The sequence below is a fragment of the Bacillus sp. V33-4 genome (assembly GCF_002860225.1).
In the GTDB taxonomy this organism is placed as follows: Bacteria; Bacillota; Bacilli; order Bacillales; family Cytobacillaceae; genus Bacillus_BJ; species Bacillus_BJ canaveralius.
The window spans coordinates 1-18,304 of sequence record NZ_PGVC01000042.1 but is presented as its reverse complement, the minus strand read 5'-3'; the positions used below and the strand labels follow the sequence as shown (position 1 = coordinate 18,304).

17 protein-coding genes are annotated in these 18,304 nt (G+C 43.6%); all 17 read right to left on the bottom strand.

Annotation, left to right across the window (positions count from 1 at the left end):
- Window positions 1-23: 23 nt before the first annotated feature.
- A complete protein-coding gene (locus CVD23_RS15275) occupies window positions 24-785 on the bottom strand; it encodes a hypothetical protein (protein ID WP_101579558.1) in 762 nt (253 codons plus the stop codon).
- A gap of 103 nt (window positions 786-888) precedes the next feature.
- Complete coding sequence (locus CVD23_RS15270; protein WP_101666487.1) at window positions 889-1,650, bottom strand: glycosyltransferase family 2 protein; 762 nt, start codon at window positions 1,648-1,650, stop codon at window positions 889-891.
- Window positions 1,643-3,112: an alkaline phosphatase family protein gene (locus CVD23_RS15265; protein ID WP_101666486.1), complete on the bottom strand. Its 1,470-nt coding sequence runs from the start codon at window positions 3,110-3,112 to the stop codon at window positions 1,643-1,645. Before CVD23_RS15265 ends, CVD23_RS15270 begins: the two co-directional genes overlap by 8 nt.
- Window positions 3,113-3,118: 6 nt before the next feature.
- Window positions 3,119-4,036: a lysylphosphatidylglycerol synthase transmembrane domain-containing protein gene (locus CVD23_RS15260; protein WP_101666485.1), complete on the bottom strand. Its 918-nt coding sequence runs from the start codon at window positions 4,034-4,036 to the stop codon at window positions 3,119-3,121.
- Window positions 4,020-4,970, bottom strand: coding sequence for an NAD-dependent epimerase/dehydratase family protein (locus CVD23_RS15255; RefSeq protein ID WP_101579560.1), 951 nt, complete (start codon window positions 4,968-4,970; stop codon window positions 4,020-4,022). Before CVD23_RS15255 ends, CVD23_RS15260 begins: the two co-directional genes overlap by 17 nt.
- Before the next feature lie 117 nt (window positions 4,971-5,087).
- A complete protein-coding gene (locus tag CVD23_RS15250) occupies window positions 5,088-6,278 on the bottom strand; it encodes a hypothetical protein (RefSeq protein ID WP_101666484.1) in 1,191 nt (396 codons plus the stop codon).
- Between the two features lie 273 nt (window positions 6,279-6,551).
- Window positions 6,552-6,866 carry a thioredoxin gene (gene trxA, locus CVD23_RS15245; RefSeq protein ID WP_101578192.1) on the bottom strand — a complete coding sequence of 105 codons (315 nt, stop codon included), beginning with the start codon at window positions 6,864-6,866 and terminating at the stop codon, window positions 6,552-6,554.
- Window positions 6,867-7,081: 215 nt separating this feature from the next.
- Window positions 7,082-8,059: an electron transfer flavoprotein subunit alpha/FixB family protein gene (locus tag CVD23_RS15240; protein ID WP_101666483.1), complete on the bottom strand. Its 978-nt coding sequence runs from the start codon at window positions 8,057-8,059 to the stop codon at window positions 7,082-7,084.
- Between the two features lie 77 nt (window positions 8,060-8,136).
- The gene (locus CVD23_RS15235; protein WP_101666482.1) at window positions 8,137-8,910 is read right to left on the bottom strand and encodes an electron transfer flavoprotein subunit beta/FixA family protein; all 774 of its coding nucleotides are present in this window, start codon (window positions 8,908-8,910) and stop codon (window positions 8,137-8,139) included.
- A 40-nt stretch (window positions 8,911-8,950) separates the two neighbouring features.
- On the bottom strand, window positions 8,951-9,724 hold the full coding sequence (locus CVD23_RS15230) for an enoyl-CoA hydratase (RefSeq protein WP_101666481.1): 774 nt from the start codon (window positions 9,722-9,724) through the stop codon (window positions 8,951-8,953).
- Between the two features lie 30 nt (window positions 9,725-9,754).
- Entirely contained in the window at window positions 9,755-10,345 is a 591-nt protein-coding gene (locus CVD23_RS15225) for a TetR/AcrR family transcriptional regulator (protein ID WP_101578200.1), read from the bottom strand.
- 274 nt (window positions 10,346-10,619) lie between these two features.
- Window positions 10,620-12,323: an AMP-binding protein gene (locus CVD23_RS15220; RefSeq protein WP_101578188.1), complete on the bottom strand. Its 1,704-nt coding sequence runs from the start codon at window positions 12,321-12,323 to the stop codon at window positions 10,620-10,622.
- 286 nt (window positions 12,324-12,609) lie between these two features.
- Entirely contained in the window at window positions 12,610-13,014 is a 405-nt protein-coding gene (locus CVD23_RS15215) for a DUF350 domain-containing protein (RefSeq protein ID WP_101578187.1), read from the bottom strand.
- Window positions 13,015-13,032: 18 nt separating this feature from the next.
- Window positions 13,033-15,390 (bottom strand): endonuclease MutS2, encoded by a 2,358-nt coding sequence (locus CVD23_RS15210; RefSeq protein ID WP_101666480.1) that lies wholly within the window; start codon window positions 15,388-15,390, stop codon window positions 13,033-13,035.
- A 39-nt stretch (window positions 15,391-15,429) separates the two neighbouring features.
- A complete protein-coding gene (gene polX / locus CVD23_RS15205; protein WP_101666479.1) occupies window positions 15,430-17,145 on the bottom strand; it encodes a DNA polymerase/3'-5' exonuclease PolX in 1,716 nt (571 codons plus the stop codon).
- 160 nt (window positions 17,146-17,305) lie between these two features.
- A complete protein-coding gene (locus CVD23_RS15200) occupies window positions 17,306-17,848 on the bottom strand; it encodes a CvpA family protein (protein ID WP_101578184.1) in 543 nt (180 codons plus the stop codon).
- A 7-nt stretch (window positions 17,849-17,855) separates the two neighbouring features.
- A complete protein-coding gene (gene zapA / locus CVD23_RS15195) occupies window positions 17,856-18,119 on the bottom strand; it encodes a cell division protein ZapA (RefSeq protein WP_373270895.1) in 264 nt (87 codons plus the stop codon).
- Window positions 18,120-18,304: the final 185 nt, after the last annotated feature.

Here is an 18,304-nt window from a genome sequence, read left to right as displayed (position 1 = left end):
TTTGGTCCGGTTTTAATGCCGGATTATTTCAATTTTCTTTTTCTGAGAGTGAAACCTGTTACACCAGCAATGATTGCAACAATCAAAACGAGCGGAATCCAATTTCGCAAGTTGGATAGATCGGTCCAGTCCTTTTTGCCCGAAGCCGTTTCAGTGTTGTTTTCACTTTCAGTAAAATGGCCTACTTCGAGGCTTTCGATGTTGTACTCTTCTTGCAGTGTTGCTAAAATCGTTTCCTTGCTGGATTTGAAGGCTTCAATATCTGATTCCTTCTTGCCGACTCCGAACAATCCCGGGTTCCCAAGAGCGTTTAAAGCAGCATCAAATTCAGCTCTCAGCTTATTATCGGTTTCCGGATGTTCCGCCTCAATTTTAGGAGATAACGCTTCATATGTAGCAAAACCCTTTGCGAGCAGTTTCTTGCTTGTGTCATATTCATTAAAATTTTGCTCAATGCCTTCAAGCCGCCTTGCGATATTTAAGACGAGCAGCTTCTCCATGTTTTCTGTTACGCCTTCTTTATTTTCCTCTTCTAAATCGTTTAGGATCACTTCGGAAGGCTCAGGCCCCATGTGCATATCAACTTCCTCTTGTACCGTTTCATAAAGAGCTTTGGCAGAAGCAAAATTTGGAGGGGATTCATCTAATTTAATCATCATTTCTTTGTAAACTTCCGCGAGTTTTTCTTCATTCGGATCGCCATATGAATAGGCAAATGACTGATTAACCCCGATGCTTGCACAAATAAATATAGCTGTTAAACATAAAAATAGATATTTTTTCATTGCTTTCCCTCCATTACTAATGATAATGATTATCAATATTAATGTCAATCCAGTTTTAGATATTTTCTCAGAAATATCACATTTTTTATAATGAAAATGCTTTTTACCTGGAAGGGCTTATTTTTTCATCCGTTAATGCATTTGAATTGCGATCTATGACCACCTTTTTGACAGGCCTGCGCATTTCTTGCCATATCGCTGGCAACACGGAACCGATGTAAGCCTTGAATTTGATAAAAGAGTCGCCCGTTGTCCTAACATGATATTGGATTGGAATCTCCTTGACCCGAAATCCTTTCCTGACAAGATTCAATGTTAGCACCTGGGCATAGTTGTAGTCATGGATGATTTCGGCGTGCTCAATCGCTTGTCTGGAAAAAGCCCGCATGCCGGACTGGCCGTCAAAAATGATTTTTCTAATCAATAAGCATTGCAGAAAAGTAAAAAAATAATTTCCGAGGCGCCGGTGCAGCTTCATCCCGTTTATCGTCCCGCGAAACCGGGAACCCATTGTATAATCAGCTTCCCCTGAAAAAATCGGTTTTATCAACTCAGGGATTTGTTCCGGGGGATACTCACCGTCCGCATCGATCATGACCCCAATGTCGGCCCCCCGTTTCCAGCATTCCTGCAGGGCCGCGCGCACCGCAGCACCCAACCCTTTATTTTCTTTAAAGCTTACAATACAATCTGCCCCTGCTTCCTTCGCAATGGTGGTGGTTTGATCTTTGGAACCATCGTCGATGACAAGAACCTTGACATCGACCTGTGAATGAAAATTGCGGGGAATGCGGGCAATCACATCTCCAATCACAGCTTCCTCATTGTATGCCGGTAAAAAAACAATCACTTGCTGTTTACGCATGTTTGCACTCTTCCTTTGGTTCATGCAGCGCTTCAAGCAAAACTTTGCCGCGGCTATGATCAGGATATGGAGCCCCCAGCAAATAAGCGATTGTTGGGGCGACCGATACAAGGCTATGTTTATCTTCCACTTTCTTACCCTTTAAAATCTCAGGACCGTTCATGAAAAATGGTACAAACCGTTCCCCTTCGTCTAAGTGGCCGTGGCCGCCGATGCCATCTGCTTGCCCATGGTCTGCACAGACGATGAGCGTCGTATTTTTCATTTTACCTTCCTTATCGAGCCACGCTACAAAATTTTCAACAAGGGCATCGGCTTCCTGAATTTTATCGATATATTCATCATAGAGGACTCCTCTGCTGTGCCCTGTTTGGTCGGTTGCGATCATTTGCACGACTAGCAAATCGGGATCCTGCTCCTTCATGATTTTCTTGGCGCGCTCGATAATATTCGGGTCTGCTTGATCATTGTGCATAACAGCCGTTACCGTTTCAACATCATCGCCCATCGAATCTACTAAGTGGGCAATTCCGAGCAGGCGTCCCTTTTTGCCGATTTTTCTGAGTGAATCAAAGATGCTTTCCACTTTAATCCCCAGCTTCCAGACCATGTTTGACTTAATCCCATGTTCATAAGGGTATGTTCCGGTAAACATCGAAGTGAAACAAACAACTGTCCTGGCCGGATACACTGTCTCCATATTCATAAATTCCGTTCCGTTTTCCTTCAGAGAATCCAGAAACGGAGTTTTAGCTTCAGAAAACCGTTCTTTCCTCATTCCGTCGATCACGATCACGACCACTTTATCGGACAGAGGCTTTCCCGGAGGATGGTCCGCACTCGTATACCCGGGATTCATCTTTGGTTTCCAGTCAAACAAATTCCTGTGCAGGATGACGGTAAATATAAAAACAAATCCATAAAAAAGCGCTAATCCAATCAGGCCGTCAGCTGACAGGGCGACACCATTTTGATAGGCCATTTCCCAGACTGACAAAATCAGAAACAATTTGGGCAGCTGTTCCTGGGCATTGCCGCTTGTGGAATCACTGTTTTTCAGCACAAGCTTCCAAAAACGTGTAAAGTTCAGCCACGATGTTCCAATTCTTAAGTGGTAATACAATGTTCCCCAAAAAAATATCGTAAAGAAAAAATAGAGAGCTGTAGCAAATAACAGCAGGGGCACGCTCACTGTGTTCCAAACTATTAGATAAACAACGAACGGCATCCATAAATAATTTCGTAAAAATAATGGAAAGTCATAAATAAAATAAGCGACCAGGAGCGGAATAACGATCAAGAATGAAATAAATAAAGCATATAATTTTCCGCTATCAAACAGATCCGCAAAATGAAACAGAAGCATCGTCCCGATCACAAAAATAGGTGTAAAAGGTTTTCCCTCATTTAAGAGATTCCAGCATCTTGCAGCAATTTTTTCAAACGTCGAAGCACTTTTCATGCTCCTTCACCCTCTCCGTTTTATCAATGTTTTTATGATTTTTAGCGAAACCGGAAATACCATTAAGCTCGCGGCTCCGGCCAAGTAAGAGAAAAGAAATTTAATGCCATGGGTTAAAAGCGCCACTGTGTATCCTTCTTTTAGTGAAAAACCTACTAAATTTAAGGCAAATGACATAATCGCTTCATAGCTTGCAATCCCACCCGGGGTCATTTGAAATACTTGTCCGGCAATTGTGATACTATTTATCCAAACAGCTTCAAAAATCGAGATCTTCCCGCCAAGAGCAAAAACAGTCCCAAATAGAACTGCTGCTTCCAACAGCCAGCTTGTCAACGTCAATAGAAAAATCGACAGGCTGTTGAAGCCTGAAAATGCCTGTTTTAGCAATAAGAAATGGCGGTCGACGATTGCGGGAAACTTTTTCTTAATATAAATAAAAGCTGTTAAACCTGAGATAAGAATAAACAAAAGTAATAAATACGGGATCTTATATCCAACATCAAATACAAAAATCCCAGCCAATGCTATTATGGAAAGGCAAGCCATATCGAGTGTTCTCAGGATGATGACCGAATGAATCGCTTCTTCTGCCGTAATATGTTTATCCCTTGCAGGAAGGACGCCTGCGCGTACGATATCCCCTGCTTTAACGGGAATAATGTGATTGACCAACAGGCTGTAAAATAAGCCGAGCAGGCAGGAGGTGAATCTCGGCCTTCCGTTTAAATATACTTTCCAGGCTGCGGCTTTTAAGACAAACGATAGCAAATAAACCGTTGTGACAGCTATCACAATTCCCGGCTTATGCCAGAGTTGTTTCCAGCCGGCCGATAAATATCCCCAGTCAAAAAAATAATAGGTGAGCATCAAAAAAACAAGCAACAAAAGGATAGCAAGGATCTTTTTAAAGGAAGCTTTCATATTGCTTTGCCCATTCGATGGTTCTCGCGATTCCGGTCTGAAAATCAACAGAAGGTTGATACCCCAAGTGAATTCCCGCTTTGGTAATATCCGCCCAGGTTGAATGGACATCCCCTTTCCGCCAGACTTCCCGCTTGACTTTCATGTTTGGGAAATACGTTTTCAACTCATTTATCAGCGTGTCCATCGAAACAGGCCTTCCTGAACCAATATTGAGGACTTCGCTGCTGTCCAGCCTGGTCAGCGCATAGTAAATTCCGGTAATAATATCATCAATGTATGTATAGTCCCTCGCGCTGCCATTTCCGTATACGCTAATGTGTTCAGATTTTAGCAATTTCTTAATAAATGAGGAAATGGCCATATCCGGCCGTCCCCATGGACCGTATACCGTAAAAAAGCGCAAGATCTTAACGGGAAAACCATATAGATGCTCATATACACGGCAAAACGCTTCTGCTGAATACTTTGATGCAGCATATGGCGAAATCACATTTCCTTTTGCCATCTCTTCATGACAGGGCATTTCGTGAACGTTTCCGTATACTGATGACGAAGAAGCAAAGATGAACTGCGAGATATTTGACTTGCCGGAAGCTTCCAAAACATTAATAGTCGCTTTTATATCATAATCAACATACTTGAGTGGGTTCATAATCGAATAGGCAACCCCCGGCAATGCCGCAAGATGGATAACCGCTTCTGGAGATATCAGCTGGAAGATGGTCAGTGTTTCCTCGCTGTTCAATAGATCAACATGATGGAATTTGAAATCTCCGGCGTTTTGTATATTTCGGAGATGCTGTTTTTTCCGCTCAGGAGAATAATAAGAGTGAAGATTATCGACAATCGTCACTTCATGTTGTTCGTTAATTAACCTCTGCGCCAGATGGCTCCCGATAAATCCAGCTCCGCCGGTTACTAAGACTTTCATAATGCGCACCTCTTTAAATAATCTAACACATACCAATCTACCATAAGAGGAATGATACTCCCAACTGTTTCTGGCAGTAAAAAAAGAAAGCCGCAGCATTTTGCGGCCTTCATTACATTATTGAATCAGCTGATCTACCGCTTCGATGACAGTCGCAGCGGTGGCTTTAGCTTCCTCTGGTTTATTGTCAGCAATCAAATTATAAAATTCTTCTGCTGCTGTTAAAGTTTCAGCAGCTTTCTGTTCGCCAAGCTTCTTAGTTAATTCCTGTTCAAGTGCTTTTAAAAACATATTTCCTTCTAGCGCTTCGGTTTTTGCTTCGATTGCCTCTGCAGCTTGTGGAGCCTTTTCATAATACCCCTTAATTTTTCCCGCTATCGCTTTAGCAAATAGGGAACTTACTTCTTCCGCTTTTATCGTTGACGGATCAGTCGTATTCAAAGAGAAAATCTCATCAAGTTTCGCTGTTGCAGCTTCATCTCCGCCGGACAATGATTGTTTAATTGCCTGAAGGAAGCCCCAAGCTTCTACTTGCATAATTTTTAATTCACTGGCATTCTTGCCCTCTTTGACTGCGGCTTCAATTTTTTCAGCATAGGAATTTGCGGCGAGGTAATAGCTTCTGTAAATGGATTTATCCGTTAATTGGACATAAACGCCAAAGTCCTCAGCTTTATTCGCGTTCAATGCCTCTTCCTGTGCAGACAGTCCAGAATTGATATTTTCAACAATGCTGGATTCACCTGCTAATTGATAGTATTCATCCCGTTTTGCTGCAGTTGGGATAAAAATTTGATTGGCAAGGTATTTAATTTGTTCAAATAAAAGCTTTGCATCTTCTTGTTTTCCTTCAGTAACCGCGGTTGCTGCTTCTTTTTGCAATGACTTTTGTTTTTGATAAAAATAAGATTGAGTTAGCTTGTCGACTAATTGTTTAGCTAGGACTGGCTCCAATTCGCCGGATTTGCCCGCAGCAATCGCGGTTTGGATTGCTTGGTCATATTCGCCATTAATTTCGCTGACAGGGCCTTGAAGTCCACCATTATATTTTTCTAAAACGAGATCCCAGTCAACTGGCTGGCCTGCCGTTGCTTTATCGAGTTCTGTTTTTATTTCTGTAAATACGGCTGTTTGTTTGGCGGTGTCTGTTTCTTCAATGTTTACTTCCTTAGTTTCTTCCGATTCTGCAGTCTCTTCTTTTGGCTTTTGCTCGGTCTTTTCAGCGCTGCCACCCGTATTGCATCCTGTTAAGGCAATGCTGGCAATTAAAAAACTGGCAAAAATTCGTTTTAAGTCCCTCTTTTTCATTGGTTTCTCCCACCTAATATGTAATTTATAATTGATAATGATTTTCATTAGTAATTATAATCGATAATGATTTTCATCGTCAATGGTTTTCTTAAAAAAAGTATGTCCAAATATAAACAAAAAAAGGGGCGATCCAGCATGGCTTTGTAATGCCATATCAAACCGCTCCTTTCGGCTATAAATCTTTCACTTGGCCAATTAACACTATACCCGGTTTCGGCTCAGACCGGATATTAAATGAAAAAGCAGCCCTGATATGGACTGCTTTCACTATTACAGGTGCTGATTCAGCTTTTCAGCAAGTGCTTCTTTCGGCTGAAAACCGATAACTTTGTCGACTGCTTCACCGTTTTTAAATACGATTAGAGTTGGGATACTCATTACACCAAATTTTGCTGCTGTTTCCTGATTTTCATCTACATCTAATTTCACGATTTTTACTTTATCGCCCAATTCAGAGTCAAGCTCTTCAAGAACCGGTGCAATCATTTTACAAGGTCCGCACCAAGGCGCCCAGAAATCCGCCAATACGATACCTTCGCTTGTGTCTTCAGTAAAACTTTGATCTGTTGCATGTATGATTGCCATAATGTCTTCCTCCTATTTTAGTAAGCCTTTAATGGTTTGAATTATAACATTGATAACTTTTGCTTGCGAATAATTTGCTTAGTGCTGACTCTTACTAGCGTTCCCTATCTTTAATTTGGACAAACATCTTTTATGAGCCGCTTTTAATGCGTTTAAGATGTAATCCGGTAAAAAAACAAGACAGGTCTAATGACCTGCCCGACTTTTCCCGAAGATTAAGAATGAACTTTCAGCTTCTTGAATTCCTCTGTCAGCATTGGCACGACTTCAAACAAATCACCGACTATTCCATAATCGGCCACTTTGAAAATATTTGCTTCCGGATCTTTATTGATCGCGACAATGACCTTTGAATTGGACATTCCCGCTAAATGCTGGATTGCGCCCGATATTCCGCATGCAATGTAAAGGTCTGGAGTGACAACCTTTCCTGTTTGGCCAATCTGCAAGGAATAATCGCAATATTCCGCATCACAAGCACCGCGTGAAGCGCCGACAGCGCCTCCGAGCACTTGGGCCAGTTCCTTTAACGGTTCGAAGCCGTCTTCGCTTTTTACGCCGCGCCCGCCGGCGACCACTACTTTTGCTTCTGACAAATCGACGCCTTCACTTGCTTTGCGGACAACATCCTTAATAACTGTACTCAGATCGGTAATTTCAACAGCTAGAGAAGATACATCGCCTGCGCGTGCTTCATCCTTTGCAAGCGGGTCAATATTGTTAGGGCGGATCGTTGCAAAAATAATGCCCTCAGTAATAATTTTCTTTTCAAAAGCTTTTCCTGAATAAATCGGACGTGTGAATACGAGGTTGCCGCCTGCTGCCTCGACCGCCGTAACATCAGAGATAAGACCGGAATCAAGCTTGGCTGCAATTTTTGGAGACAAGTCTTTTCCAAGCGCAGTATGGCCAAAGATAAGTCCTTCCGGCTGTTCCGATTCAATAACAGCCATCAATGCCTGTGCATAACCATCTGACGTATATTGGCCCAATTTTTCATTTTCAACGATTACGACCCGGTCCGCACCATACTGGATGAATTCTTCCCCTAAAGCGCTTACAGAACTGCCGACAAGAACACCAACTACCTCACCGCCTTCTGCTACTGATTTCCCTGCAGCAGCCGCCTCAAACGAAACGTTGCGCAATGATCCGTCACGGACTTCGCCTAACACTAATACTTTTCTGGTCATATATGTTTTACCCCCTGATTTTTATTTAAAAATTCCGATTTCTTGTTTGCCGGAAGTCCCAGCTTCGGATCGCCGTGTTAGACGACTTTTGCCTCAGTGTGAAGAAGGCTGACAAGCTCTTTTACCTGGTCTCCCAAGTCACCTTCAAGCACCTTTCCGGCATCTTTTTGAGGTGGAAGATAAATTTCAATTGTTTTCGTCTTCGCTTCGACGTCATCTTCGTCCAGATCAAGATCATCGAGTTCAAGCTCGTCAAACGGTTTCTTTTTCGCCTTCATGATTCCCGGAAGAGAAGGATAGCGCGGTTCATTCAGTCCTTGCTGTGCCGTGACAAGCAGCGGAAGGCTTGTTTCTATTACTTCCGAATCTCCTTCGACATCACGGACAACGGTGACAGTGCCGCCATCAATGCTAAGCTTTGTAATCGTGGTTACATAGGAGATTCCCAATAGTTCTCCAACGCGTGGGCCAACCTGGCCGGAACCGCCATCGATCGCCACGTTCCCTCCCAAAATCAGGTCTGCTTCTTTATCCTTTAAGTATTCAGCTAAAATTTTTGCTGTTGTAAACTGGTCACCGTATTCAAGGTCATCCTCTGTATTGATGAGAACAGCCTTGTCTGCGCCCATTGCCAAGGCAGTGCGCAGCTGTTTTTCTGCTTCTTCATTACCTACCGAAATAACGGTTACTTCTCCGCCATGAGCATCACGAACCTGAATCGCTTCTTCTATCGCATATTCATCGTAAGGGTTGATAATAAACTCTGCACCATCTTCATTGATTTTCCCGCCGGAAATCGTAATTTTCTCTTCAGTATCAAAAGTTCTTTTCATCAACACGTAAATGTTCATTGTGTCCCCTCCAAAATAAATTTATGGCAAATTGCATAGCTTACTTTCCCTTGAACTCCGGTTCGCGCTTCTCGATAAATGCCTTGATTCCTTCCTGTCCATCCTCGGACATAAAAACTTTGCCGAAAAGCTCTGCCTCCTTTTGGACGCCGCTGTGAAATTCACTTGTTTTTTCGTAATTTAAAAGCTCGATTGCTGCTTTGACGGAAACAGGGCTTTTTTTCGCAATTTTTTTAGCGATTTTATAAGCGTTTTCGAGCAGCTCCCCTTCCGGATAGGCATGGTTGGCGAGTCCAAATTGGACGGCCTCAACACCGGTGATCGGGTCACTCGTCAACAGCATTTCCGCAGCCCTTGCCACACCGACATAGCGGGGCAGCCGTTGCGATCCGGCAAAACCGGGAACCAATCCAAGCTGCAGCTCTGGGAGCCCTAGCTTTGCAGTCTCGGTGACAAGACGGAAGTGGCAGGCCATTGCAAGTTCAAGACCTCCGCCAAGAGCTGCACCATGAATCGCGGCAATAATCGGCTTTGGAAATTGCTCCATCCGCTCAAACAATTGCTGCCCATAGCCTGCCAACACGGCAAACTCTTCACCCGTTTCGATGGTTGTGAATTCCTTAATATCTGCCCCAGCCGAGAAAAAGCGTCCTTCTCCGTGAATAAGAACTACCCTGACATCATCATTGAACTCAATCTCGTCCAATACGGCCGAAAGCTCTTTCAAAACGCCTGAAGAAAGGGCATTGGCCGGCGGCCGTTCAAGCATAATCGTTGCGACTCGATCAGAGCTGGACCATTTTAAAAATTCCATTATCATTCCTCCTCGTATAAATCTTGCAGATTAATGCCCCGCGTTTCCGCAGCCATTGACGAGCAGACGGTGGACAGGGCCGGCCAATGCGGTAAGATCGTATTTTTGCTCGTTCATTACCCAGGTTGTCACCGTTTCGTCCATCGTTCCAAAAATCATTTGCCTGGCAAGCCGGACATCAAGATCGCTTGAAAACTCACCATTTTCCTTGCCCTCCAAGAGAATCTTATCTACTACTTGCAAGTAACCTTTTAACACTTCATTGATTTTTAAACGTAAATCTTTATTTGACTGCCTCAGCTCAAGCTGGGTGACAATCGCCAGATGGTGATCCTCTGACAGCATCCTGAAATGGTTTTCGACCATCACTAATAATTTCTCTGCAGCCTGTTCTTTTCCTGCAATCATTTGTTCGATTTTTTCCACAAAGTCACCCATTTTCTCTTGAAAGAGGGAAATTAAGATGTCTTCTTTGTTTTTGAAGTATAGATAAATCGTTCCGTCAGCCACGCCCGCCTGCTTGGCGATTTTAGATACCTGGGCTTGATGGTAGCCGTTTTCGGCAATGATGATGACCGCGGCATCGATGATCTGCATGTATTTCGGCTTACTTTTTTTCAAGCCGCTGCCCCCTTTCAAAAAATGCTGACTTTGTTTTTTCAAAACTGTCATATTGAAAAACCACTCTCCATAATTATCAATAAAAAAGTGCAACCTATAAAAATATGAATGAATAGTCATTCATATTTTTATAATAGTTGCACAAAAGTTTTCTGTCAAGAAAATATCTGTTTATTTCATTTGATCTTGTCTAGTTTATTATGACAGTCTGTGAACAGGCTGGCAAGCATTGCCTGTTTGAATTAAAGAGCCGTGATCATCACAGAAAAAATAATTAAGCTTGTTTTTTCTCTTCTTCTTCAAACCGCTTTTTCTCTTCCTCTACAAGTGCTCTCCTTAAAATTTTCCCTACCGCTGTCTTTGGAAGCTCACTTCTGAATTCATACACTCTTGGAACTTTGTAAGCTGCCAAATGCTTGCGGGCAAATTCATCCAATTCTGCACTGGATAAAGAGGAACCTTCTTTTAAAACAACGTATGCTTTTACCGTTTCCCCGCGGTACGGATCAGGAATGCCTGCGGCAACGACTTCCTGGACATCAGGGTGCTCATAAAGGACTTCTTCAATTTCACGAGGATAAATATTAAAGCCTCCAGCAATAATCATGTCCTTCTTCCGGTCAACAACGTAAAAATATCCATCATCATCCATATAACCAAGATCTCCGGTCAACAGCCAGCCATCCTTCAATGTTTGTGCCGTATCTTCCGGACGGTTCCAGTAGCCCTTCATTACTTGAGGCCCTTTCACGGCAATTTCGCCGATTTCCCCTGGCGGAAGCGGTTCCCCGGTTTCCATTGAAAGAACTGTACTGTCCGTATCAGGCCACGGAACTCCAATACTGCCTTTAACCCGTGGACGGTCCCATAAGAAATTCGCATGCGTGACCGGGGAAGATTCCGTCAAGCCGTAGCCTTCGACCAGTTTTCCGCCGGTTGCTTGTTCAAAGTTTTGCTGAACCTCGACAGGTAGCGGGGCAGAGCCACTTATGCACGAATCAATTGAAGATAGATCGTATTTTTGTAAATCCGGATGGTTTAATAGGCCAATATAAACGGTTGGAGCACCTGGAAACAATGTTGGACGCTGCTTCTGGATTGTCTTTAAGGTGGTTTCCGCGTCAAACTTTGGAAGCAACACCATTTTGTAAGCCTGCATGACAGACAACAAAAGGACAGTAGTCATCCCATACACGTGAAAAAACGGTAAAATTCCGAGGACAATTTCCTCGCCACGCTTGCACTTATAAAGCCAGGCCTGGCACATTACCGCATTGGCGATAAGGTTTTTATGGGTCAACATCACCCCTTTTGGAAATCCGGTTGTTCCGCCGGTGTATTGAAGCAAAGCGAGATCTTCTTCATAATCAAATTCATGTTCTGCAATCGGCCTCAGCGGCTGTTTAAGTATTTCTGCCAGCAAATGATGGTTCCCTTCATGCTTCACGTTGACTACTATTCCGTATTGCTTTTTCTGAATAAACGGATAAACAAGATTTTTTGGAAACGGGAGATAATCTTTGATAGCGGTTACAATTATGTGCTCAAGATCAGTCTTCGGCATCACCTTCGTTACCCTCGGGAATAAGATATCAAGGGTAATAATTACTTTTGCTCCTGAATCCTTCATTTGGTATTCAAGCTCCCGCTCCATATAGAGCGGATTTGTTTGAACAACAATAGCTCCTGCCTGCAATATCCCGTAATAGACAATCACCGCCGAAGGGGTGTTTGGAAGCATAATTGCAACCCTGTCGCCCTTTTTGATGCCCAGGCTTTGCAAATAACCGGCAAACTTGCGTGCTGAGTCATAAACCTGTTGATAAGTCAGCTCTTTTCCCATGAAGTGAATGGCTGGTTTTTCGGGAAACTCCTCTGCAGCCCGTGTTAAATACTGATGGACTGGCTCATTACTGTAAGTAAGGGTCGAGGGGATTTCTTCCGGGTAATGTTTGATCCATGGTCTATTCTCTGACATACACTTCCTCCTGTTCGCGAAGAATTTTTAGAACATTCAAACTGTTTCCACCTAATTATAATATAATGAAGATTCCATGACAAATAGAATAGTCCGAACGCATTTGTCACGAATTTGACTTCTGCGGCTATGGCCCAACGATTAATCGATAAAAATAAACCGGTACCTGCTCAGCAAGTCCCGGTTTCACTTATGCAAAAAACACCATATAAACAAGGCCGATCAATACGAACAGGCCGCATAATGCCAACAATACCTTTGCTAATGTTTCCAACTTCGTCTCCCCTTATATCCCCGCTCCGATTACGAATGACAAACCAACCGAAATAACGAGCGAAATAAAGCCGACGGCCCGGTTATCATTTTTTATTTCATCATCAATTTTAAATTTTGGAGTGAGAAATTCATAAATAAAGTAGCCGAGCAGCAGCAGGAAGAAGCCGAAAAGCCCCCAGCCAATCATCGTAAATAGTGTATCATGCTGCACGATTGAATGGCTGAAAACATTGGCGATCCCGAATATTTTCCCGCCTGTAGCCATTGCCACTGCCAAGTTGCCTTTCTTTATTTCTTCCCAATTATTATATTTTGTAACTAGTTCAAACATGGCCAAAAAGACAACAATACAAAGGATGACTACACTATAATTCGCTGCCGTCAATACATACTCGTTCTCCCAAAATTGGTTCATATCGATTCTCCCTGCCAACTATTTAAATTCGGCGATCGTCACACCGGACCCGCCTTCACCGGCTTCCCCGAAACGAATTTTTTTCACGGCACGATGATTTCTCAGATACTCCTGAACTCCCTGCCTCAATGCGCCGGTTCCTTTGCCGTGAATAATTGAAACTCGCGGATAGCCTGCCAGGAGGGCATCGTCAAGATATTTTTCAACCTTTGACAAAGCATCTTCATATCGTTCGCCCCGCAAATCAAGCTCAAGTCCAACATGGTAATCCCTGCCCTTGATGGTGGCAATCGGCTTCGTTTCAACAGGCTTCTCTCGGCCCACGTAGACGAGATCTTTTTCGTCAGCCTTCATTTTCAAAATGCCGATCTGAACTTGCCATTCTGTTTCAGACACGCGTTCAATGAGATGACCTTTTTGGTCAAAAGTCAGAACCTTTACTTCATCCCCAGGCTTAAAGTCATCCTTTTGCTCTTTCTGTTTTGCGGTGGTCTTGTTCATTTTTTTCTGCGGGGCAGCCGCGTCGAGACGCCTTCTAGCATCGATTAGCTCATGTTCCTTGACCTCGGCATTTTTCTCGATGCGCAGCTGCCTTAATTCACGAATAATACTTTCCGCTTCTTGCTTGGCTGTTTCGATAATATCGGCTGCCTTTTTCTCCGCTTTTTCTTGTAAGCTGTCTTTTTTGTCATAATAAGCGGCCATTTGCTTTTGCAAATCTTTTCGCAGCATTTCTGCTTCCGTTAAAAGCTGATGGGCTTCTTCAAGCTCGTTCTCAGCCTGCCTCCTGTTTGCTTCCAACGAGGCAATCATATTTTCAACCTGGTTGCTGTCTGCGCTTACATGCGAACGGGCAATGGCAATGACGTTATCACTAAGCCCGAGCCGCTTCGAAATTTCAAACGCATTACTTCGGCCGGGTATGCCAATTAACAGTTTATAGGTTGGGCTCAATGTCTCGACATCAAATTCGACACTTGCATTAACCACTCCCTCTCTATTATAACCATAAGCCTTTAATTCCGGGTAATGGGTCGTTGCGATTACCTTTGCCCCGCGTTTATAAACCTCGTCGAGAATCGAGATCGCCAGTGCTGCTCCCTCCTGTGGATCGGTTCCGGCCCCAAGTTCATCAAACAGGACAAGGCTGTTAAAATCAACCTTCGATAAAATATCAACAATGTTCACCATATGTGATGAGAAGGTACTGAGGCTTTGCTCGATCGATTGTTCATCACCGATATCTGCATAAATTGCATCAAATACTGCCAGCTCTGAACCGTCGAGCGCAGGAATTTGCAAACCTGCCTGGGCCATTAGCGTGCAAAGGCCGGCCGTTTTTAAAGTAACGGTTTTTCCGCCTGTATTGGGGCCGGTGATCACAATCGTTGAGAAATCCGTCCCAAGCGAAATATCGTTTGCGACAACCTCATCGATCGATATCAGCGGATGGCGGGCTTTTATCAAAAATAGTCGCCCTTCATTGTTCATTTTTGGCTTTGATGCTTTAATCCGGCTGCTGTACCTGGCTTTCGCGAACATAAAATCAAGTTCAGCCAGAACATCGACAATCCGGTCCAGTTCTTCTTTGCTTTCTCCAACTTGTAGCGACAAGTCGATCAAAATTCTTTCAATTTCCTGTTGCTCTTTGACACGGATGCTTTGCAGCTCATTATTTAATTGTACGATTGCCTGCGGTTCAATGAACAATGTCTGACCTGAGGAACTTTGATCATGGATAATCCCTCCGTAATGGCCCCGGTATTCCTGCTTGACAGGAATTACGAACCGGTCATTTCGAATCGTGACAATCGCATCCGACAACATTTTTTGGGCATTTGTTGAACGTATCATGCTCTCGAGGCGCTCGCGGACCCGCGCTTCTTTCGTTCTTAACTGATGCCGCAGTGACCTGAGCGCCTCACTGGCGCTGTCAAGGACTTCGCCGCTTTCATCGATGGCGATTTTTATATTTTGCTCCAAATCAGCAAGAACCGTAATTTTGCCTGTATAATCCGTTAAGATCGGGAGTTCCACTGTCTCTTCATGGATATCCTCGATAAACCTTTTCATCTGCCTGCTCGCATGAATCGTACTTGCTGCCTCGACAAGCTCATGCGGATTCAGCATTCCGCCAATAACGGCTCTTTTTGTATGGGGACGGATATCAAAAATACCCCCGAGCGGAACATTACCTTTTAATCGAAGTACTTTTACAGCTTCGTCGGTTTCCTCATGAAGCTTTACTACTTCAGCAAAATCGCTCGATGGCAGCAGTTGTTTTGCCTTATCCCTGCCGAGCGAAGAAGAAACATGCTCAAGCAGCTGCTCCTTCACTTTATCAAATTCGAGAACCTTTAATACTCTTTCCTGCATGGAGACTCTCTCCTTTCGCGCTGTAATTGGCGTCCAGTTCTAGCGGCGGTGCAGAAAGTCCAAAAATTCATCTGTGCTTAAAGCATTTAGAACAGAAGACTTTGGTGTCCAGCCTTTCCGTGCCGCCGACACGCCGATTTCCATATCTGCTAACGTATCTATTTTATGGGCGTCCGTGTTGATTACGATTTTAACACCGGCTTCGTGGGCCTTCTGAATATTCGCCGCTGCCAGATCAAGACGGTTCGGATTGGCATTTAGCTCAAGCGCGGTATTTGTTTCTTTTGCGAGCTTGATCAGCATATCCATATCGACTTCATATCCTTTCCTGCGCCCAATCACCCGGCCGGTTGGATGGGCAATAATGTCGACATGGGGATTTGACAGCGCTGTTTTGAGCCTTTCCATAATTTTCTCTTTTGGTTGCGAGAAAGCGGAATGAATCGAAGCGATGACAATATCCATTTCCGCAAGCAAATCATCATCAAAATCAAGCGACCCGTCAGGCAAAATATCCATTTCAACTCCGGCAAGAATCTCAATATCATCGTATCTATCGTTTAATTGTCTGATCAGTTCTTTTTGCTTACGAAGCCGTTCTGGCGTTAAGCCGCTTGCGATCTTTAAATACTGGGAGTGGTCCGTGATTGCCATATATTTATAGCCTCTCTGCCTGCACGCGTCAATCATTTCTTCGATCGTGTGGGCACCGTCACTCCAGGTCGAGTGCATATGAAGATCACCGTTTATCGCATCGAGCTTGATCAGCTCCAGTTCCTCGGAATATTCCTCCACTTCACGGCCATCTTCACGGATTTCCGGAGGAAAGAACGGCAATCCAAAATGCTTGTAAAAATTATGTTCCGAATCGAAGGTGAGCACTTCACCAGTTTCAATCACTTCAACACCGTATTCACTGATTTTTTCGCCCCGCTCCTTGGCAAGCTGCCTCATTCTGACATTATGGTCTTTCGAGCCTGTAAAATGATGAAGGGTAGTCGCAAACTCTTCAGGTTTGACAAGACGAAAGTCCGCGGAAACATCGTAACTGTAATCGAACGTCACTGATACCTTTGTTTCTCCTGCTGCGATCGTTTCCTTAATATCGGGAAGCTCAAGCAGCTGCTGCTTCACTGCAAGCGGGTTTTCGGTCGCAATGATAAAATCTAAATCCCTGACCGTTTCCCGCAATCTGCGGAGGCTTCCGGCGCGGGAAAACTTTACAACCCCGGGCATCTTTGAAACCTCCGCTTCTATCGATTCGGCAATTTTAAGCATGTAAGCTACCGGAAGCCGGTCAGGACGCGTGCCGGCATTTTTGATGGCAGCGATGATCTTCTCTTCCGTCTTTTTCCCAAATCCGGGAAGCTCCTTAACTTTTCCTGCCGTACATGCTTCCAAAAGGTCGGAAACATCTTCAATCCCAAGTTCTTGATGGAGCTTGGCAATTTTCTTTCCGCCCAATCCCGGCAGTTGTAATAACGGAATTAACCCGGGCGGAACTTCCTCCTGCAGTTCTTTTAACACAGTTGAGCTTCCTGTTTCGATATATTCTTCGATAACAGCCGCTGTTCCTTTTCCAATACCGGACAGTTTTGTCAAGTCGTCATACTCTGAAAGGCTGCGGTCATCCATTTCAAGCGCAGTAGCTGCTTTTCGGAATGCGACAACTTTGAACGGATTTTCTCCTTTAAGTTCCAAATAGATAGCGATCGTTTCCAGCAAACGAATAACATCTTTCTTATTAACAGTCATAAATGGTCCCTGCCTTTTCGATTGCATTTTGTTAGCGCCATTCTTTTCAGTTGGTCAACAGTCCTTGCATGATACAACACAAACCAGGAAAAGCTTACTTAAATCTAGCTTGAGCAGCAGCCGTCGGTACGAAAAGAAAAACTTCTCCATGAAAGAGAAGTTATGCAGCCATATATTCAATCCACAATTCTTTGATCTGCTGCGATAAAAACGGAGTATGCTCAACTATGTATTGTGCCATTAGCGAATCGTTTAATGGCCTTTGAATATTTTCAACTGGAAGAAGCGCAGCTATGTATAATAGAATAAAAATGATAAGATAAACTTCTACAAACCCGAGTATTCCGCCCGCCCAGACGTTAAGCTGTTTTAAAATTGGTAAATGAGCAACGAAATCAAGCATCGAACCGATGATTTGCAGCAGTATTTTCACAGCAAAGAAAATCGCAGCGAACGCGATCGCCCGGTAATAGGCACTTTCCAAATCCGCGTTCCCAAGCAGCATATCAAAGGTTGCATCGCTGTTAAAGGAAGGATACGGTACCCAAAGCGTCAGCTTGGGAGCCAGCTGATCATAATACATATGTGCGATAATGAAGGCAATAATGAAACCTGTCAAATGGATCAGCTGTAATATAAATCCTCTTCTTAAACCTATCAAAAAGCCAAAAATTAAAATAATAATAATTGCGAGATCCAGCATGACCTTTTCAGTCCTTTACTCTTTTTAATTCGTTTTCAAGCCGTTCTAACCGATCCTTTATATTTAAATAATCATTCACGGCATTCACAGCCGTTAAAACGGCCAGCTTGTTCGTGTCGAGTGAAGGATTCTTCGAGCTGATTTCGCGCATTTTATCGTCGACCATTGTGGCGACCAGCCGTATATGGCTATTGCTTTCCGGACCGACAATGACATATTGCTGTCCGTATATATCTACAATAGTGCGAGTGTTTTGTCGATCTGACAACATTTATGCCCCCAATCTAAGAATCCTAATCTATACTATAACATGAACGTAAAATCAGGGAAAGTCAAAGGGTCATTACAGATTAAGAACGTGGCCATCAACATTTTATATTATATAAACGATAACACTAGTGTTGCATAAATACTGTCGAAAAATTCAATCTATTCATTCTCATGGTTTAGAGCCAA

Bases quoted from the DNA above. Each gene is read 5' to 3' on its own strand.
- CVD23_RS15275 (WP_101579558.1), bottom strand. From the start codon at position 785: ATGAAAAAATATCTATTTTTATGTTTAACAGCTATATTTATTTGTGCA.
- CVD23_RS15270 (WP_101666487.1), bottom strand. From the start codon at position 1,650: ATGCGTAAACAGCAAGTGATTGTTTTTTTACCGGCATACAATGAGGAA.
- CVD23_RS15265 (WP_101666486.1), bottom strand. From the start codon at position 3,112: ATGAAAAGTGCTTCGACGTTTGAAAAAATTGCTGCAAGATGCTGGAAT.
- CVD23_RS15260 (WP_101666485.1), bottom strand. From the start codon at position 4,036: ATGAAAGCTTCCTTTAAAAAGATCCTTGCTATCCTTTTGTTGCTTGTT.
- CVD23_RS15255 (WP_101579560.1), bottom strand. From the start codon at position 4,970: ATGAAAGTCTTAGTAACCGGCGGAGCTGGATTTATCGGGAGCCATCTG.
- CVD23_RS15250 (WP_101666484.1), bottom strand. From the start codon at position 6,278: ATGAAAAAGAGGGACTTAAAACGAATTTTTGCCAGTTTTTTAATTGCC.
- trxA (WP_101578192.1), bottom strand. From the start codon at position 6,866: ATGGCAATCATACATGCAACAGATCAAAGTTTTACTGAAGACACAAGC.
- CVD23_RS15240 (WP_101666483.1), bottom strand. From the start codon at position 8,059: ATGACCAGAAAAGTATTAGTGTTAGGCGAAGTCCGTGACGGATCATTG.
- CVD23_RS15235 (WP_101666482.1), bottom strand. From the start codon at position 8,910: ATGAACATTTACGTGTTGATGAAAAGAACTTTTGATACTGAAGAGAAA.
- CVD23_RS15230 (WP_101666481.1), bottom strand. From the start codon at position 9,724: ATGGAATTTTTAAAATGGTCCAGCTCTGATCGAGTCGCAACGATTATG.
- CVD23_RS15220 (WP_101578188.1), bottom strand. From the start codon at position 12,323: ATGTCAGAGAATAGACCATGGATCAAACATTACCCGGAAGAAATCCCC.
- CVD23_RS15215 (WP_101578187.1), bottom strand. From the start codon at position 13,014: ATGAACCAATTTTGGGAGAACGAGTATGTATTGACGGCAGCGAATTAT.
- CVD23_RS15210 (WP_101666480.1), bottom strand. From the start codon at position 15,390: ATGCAGGAAAGAGTATTAAAGGTTCTCGAATTTGATAAAGTGAAGGAG.
- polX (WP_101666479.1), bottom strand. From the start codon at position 17,145: ATGACTGTTAATAAGAAAGATGTTATTCGTTTGCTGGAAACGATCGCT.
- CVD23_RS15200 (WP_101578184.1), bottom strand. From the start codon at position 17,848: ATGCTGGATCTCGCAATTATTATTATTTTAATTTTTGGCTTTTTGATA.
- zapA (WP_373270895.1), bottom strand. From the start codon at position 18,119: ATGTTGTCAGATCGACAAAACACTCGCACTATTGTAGATATATACGGA.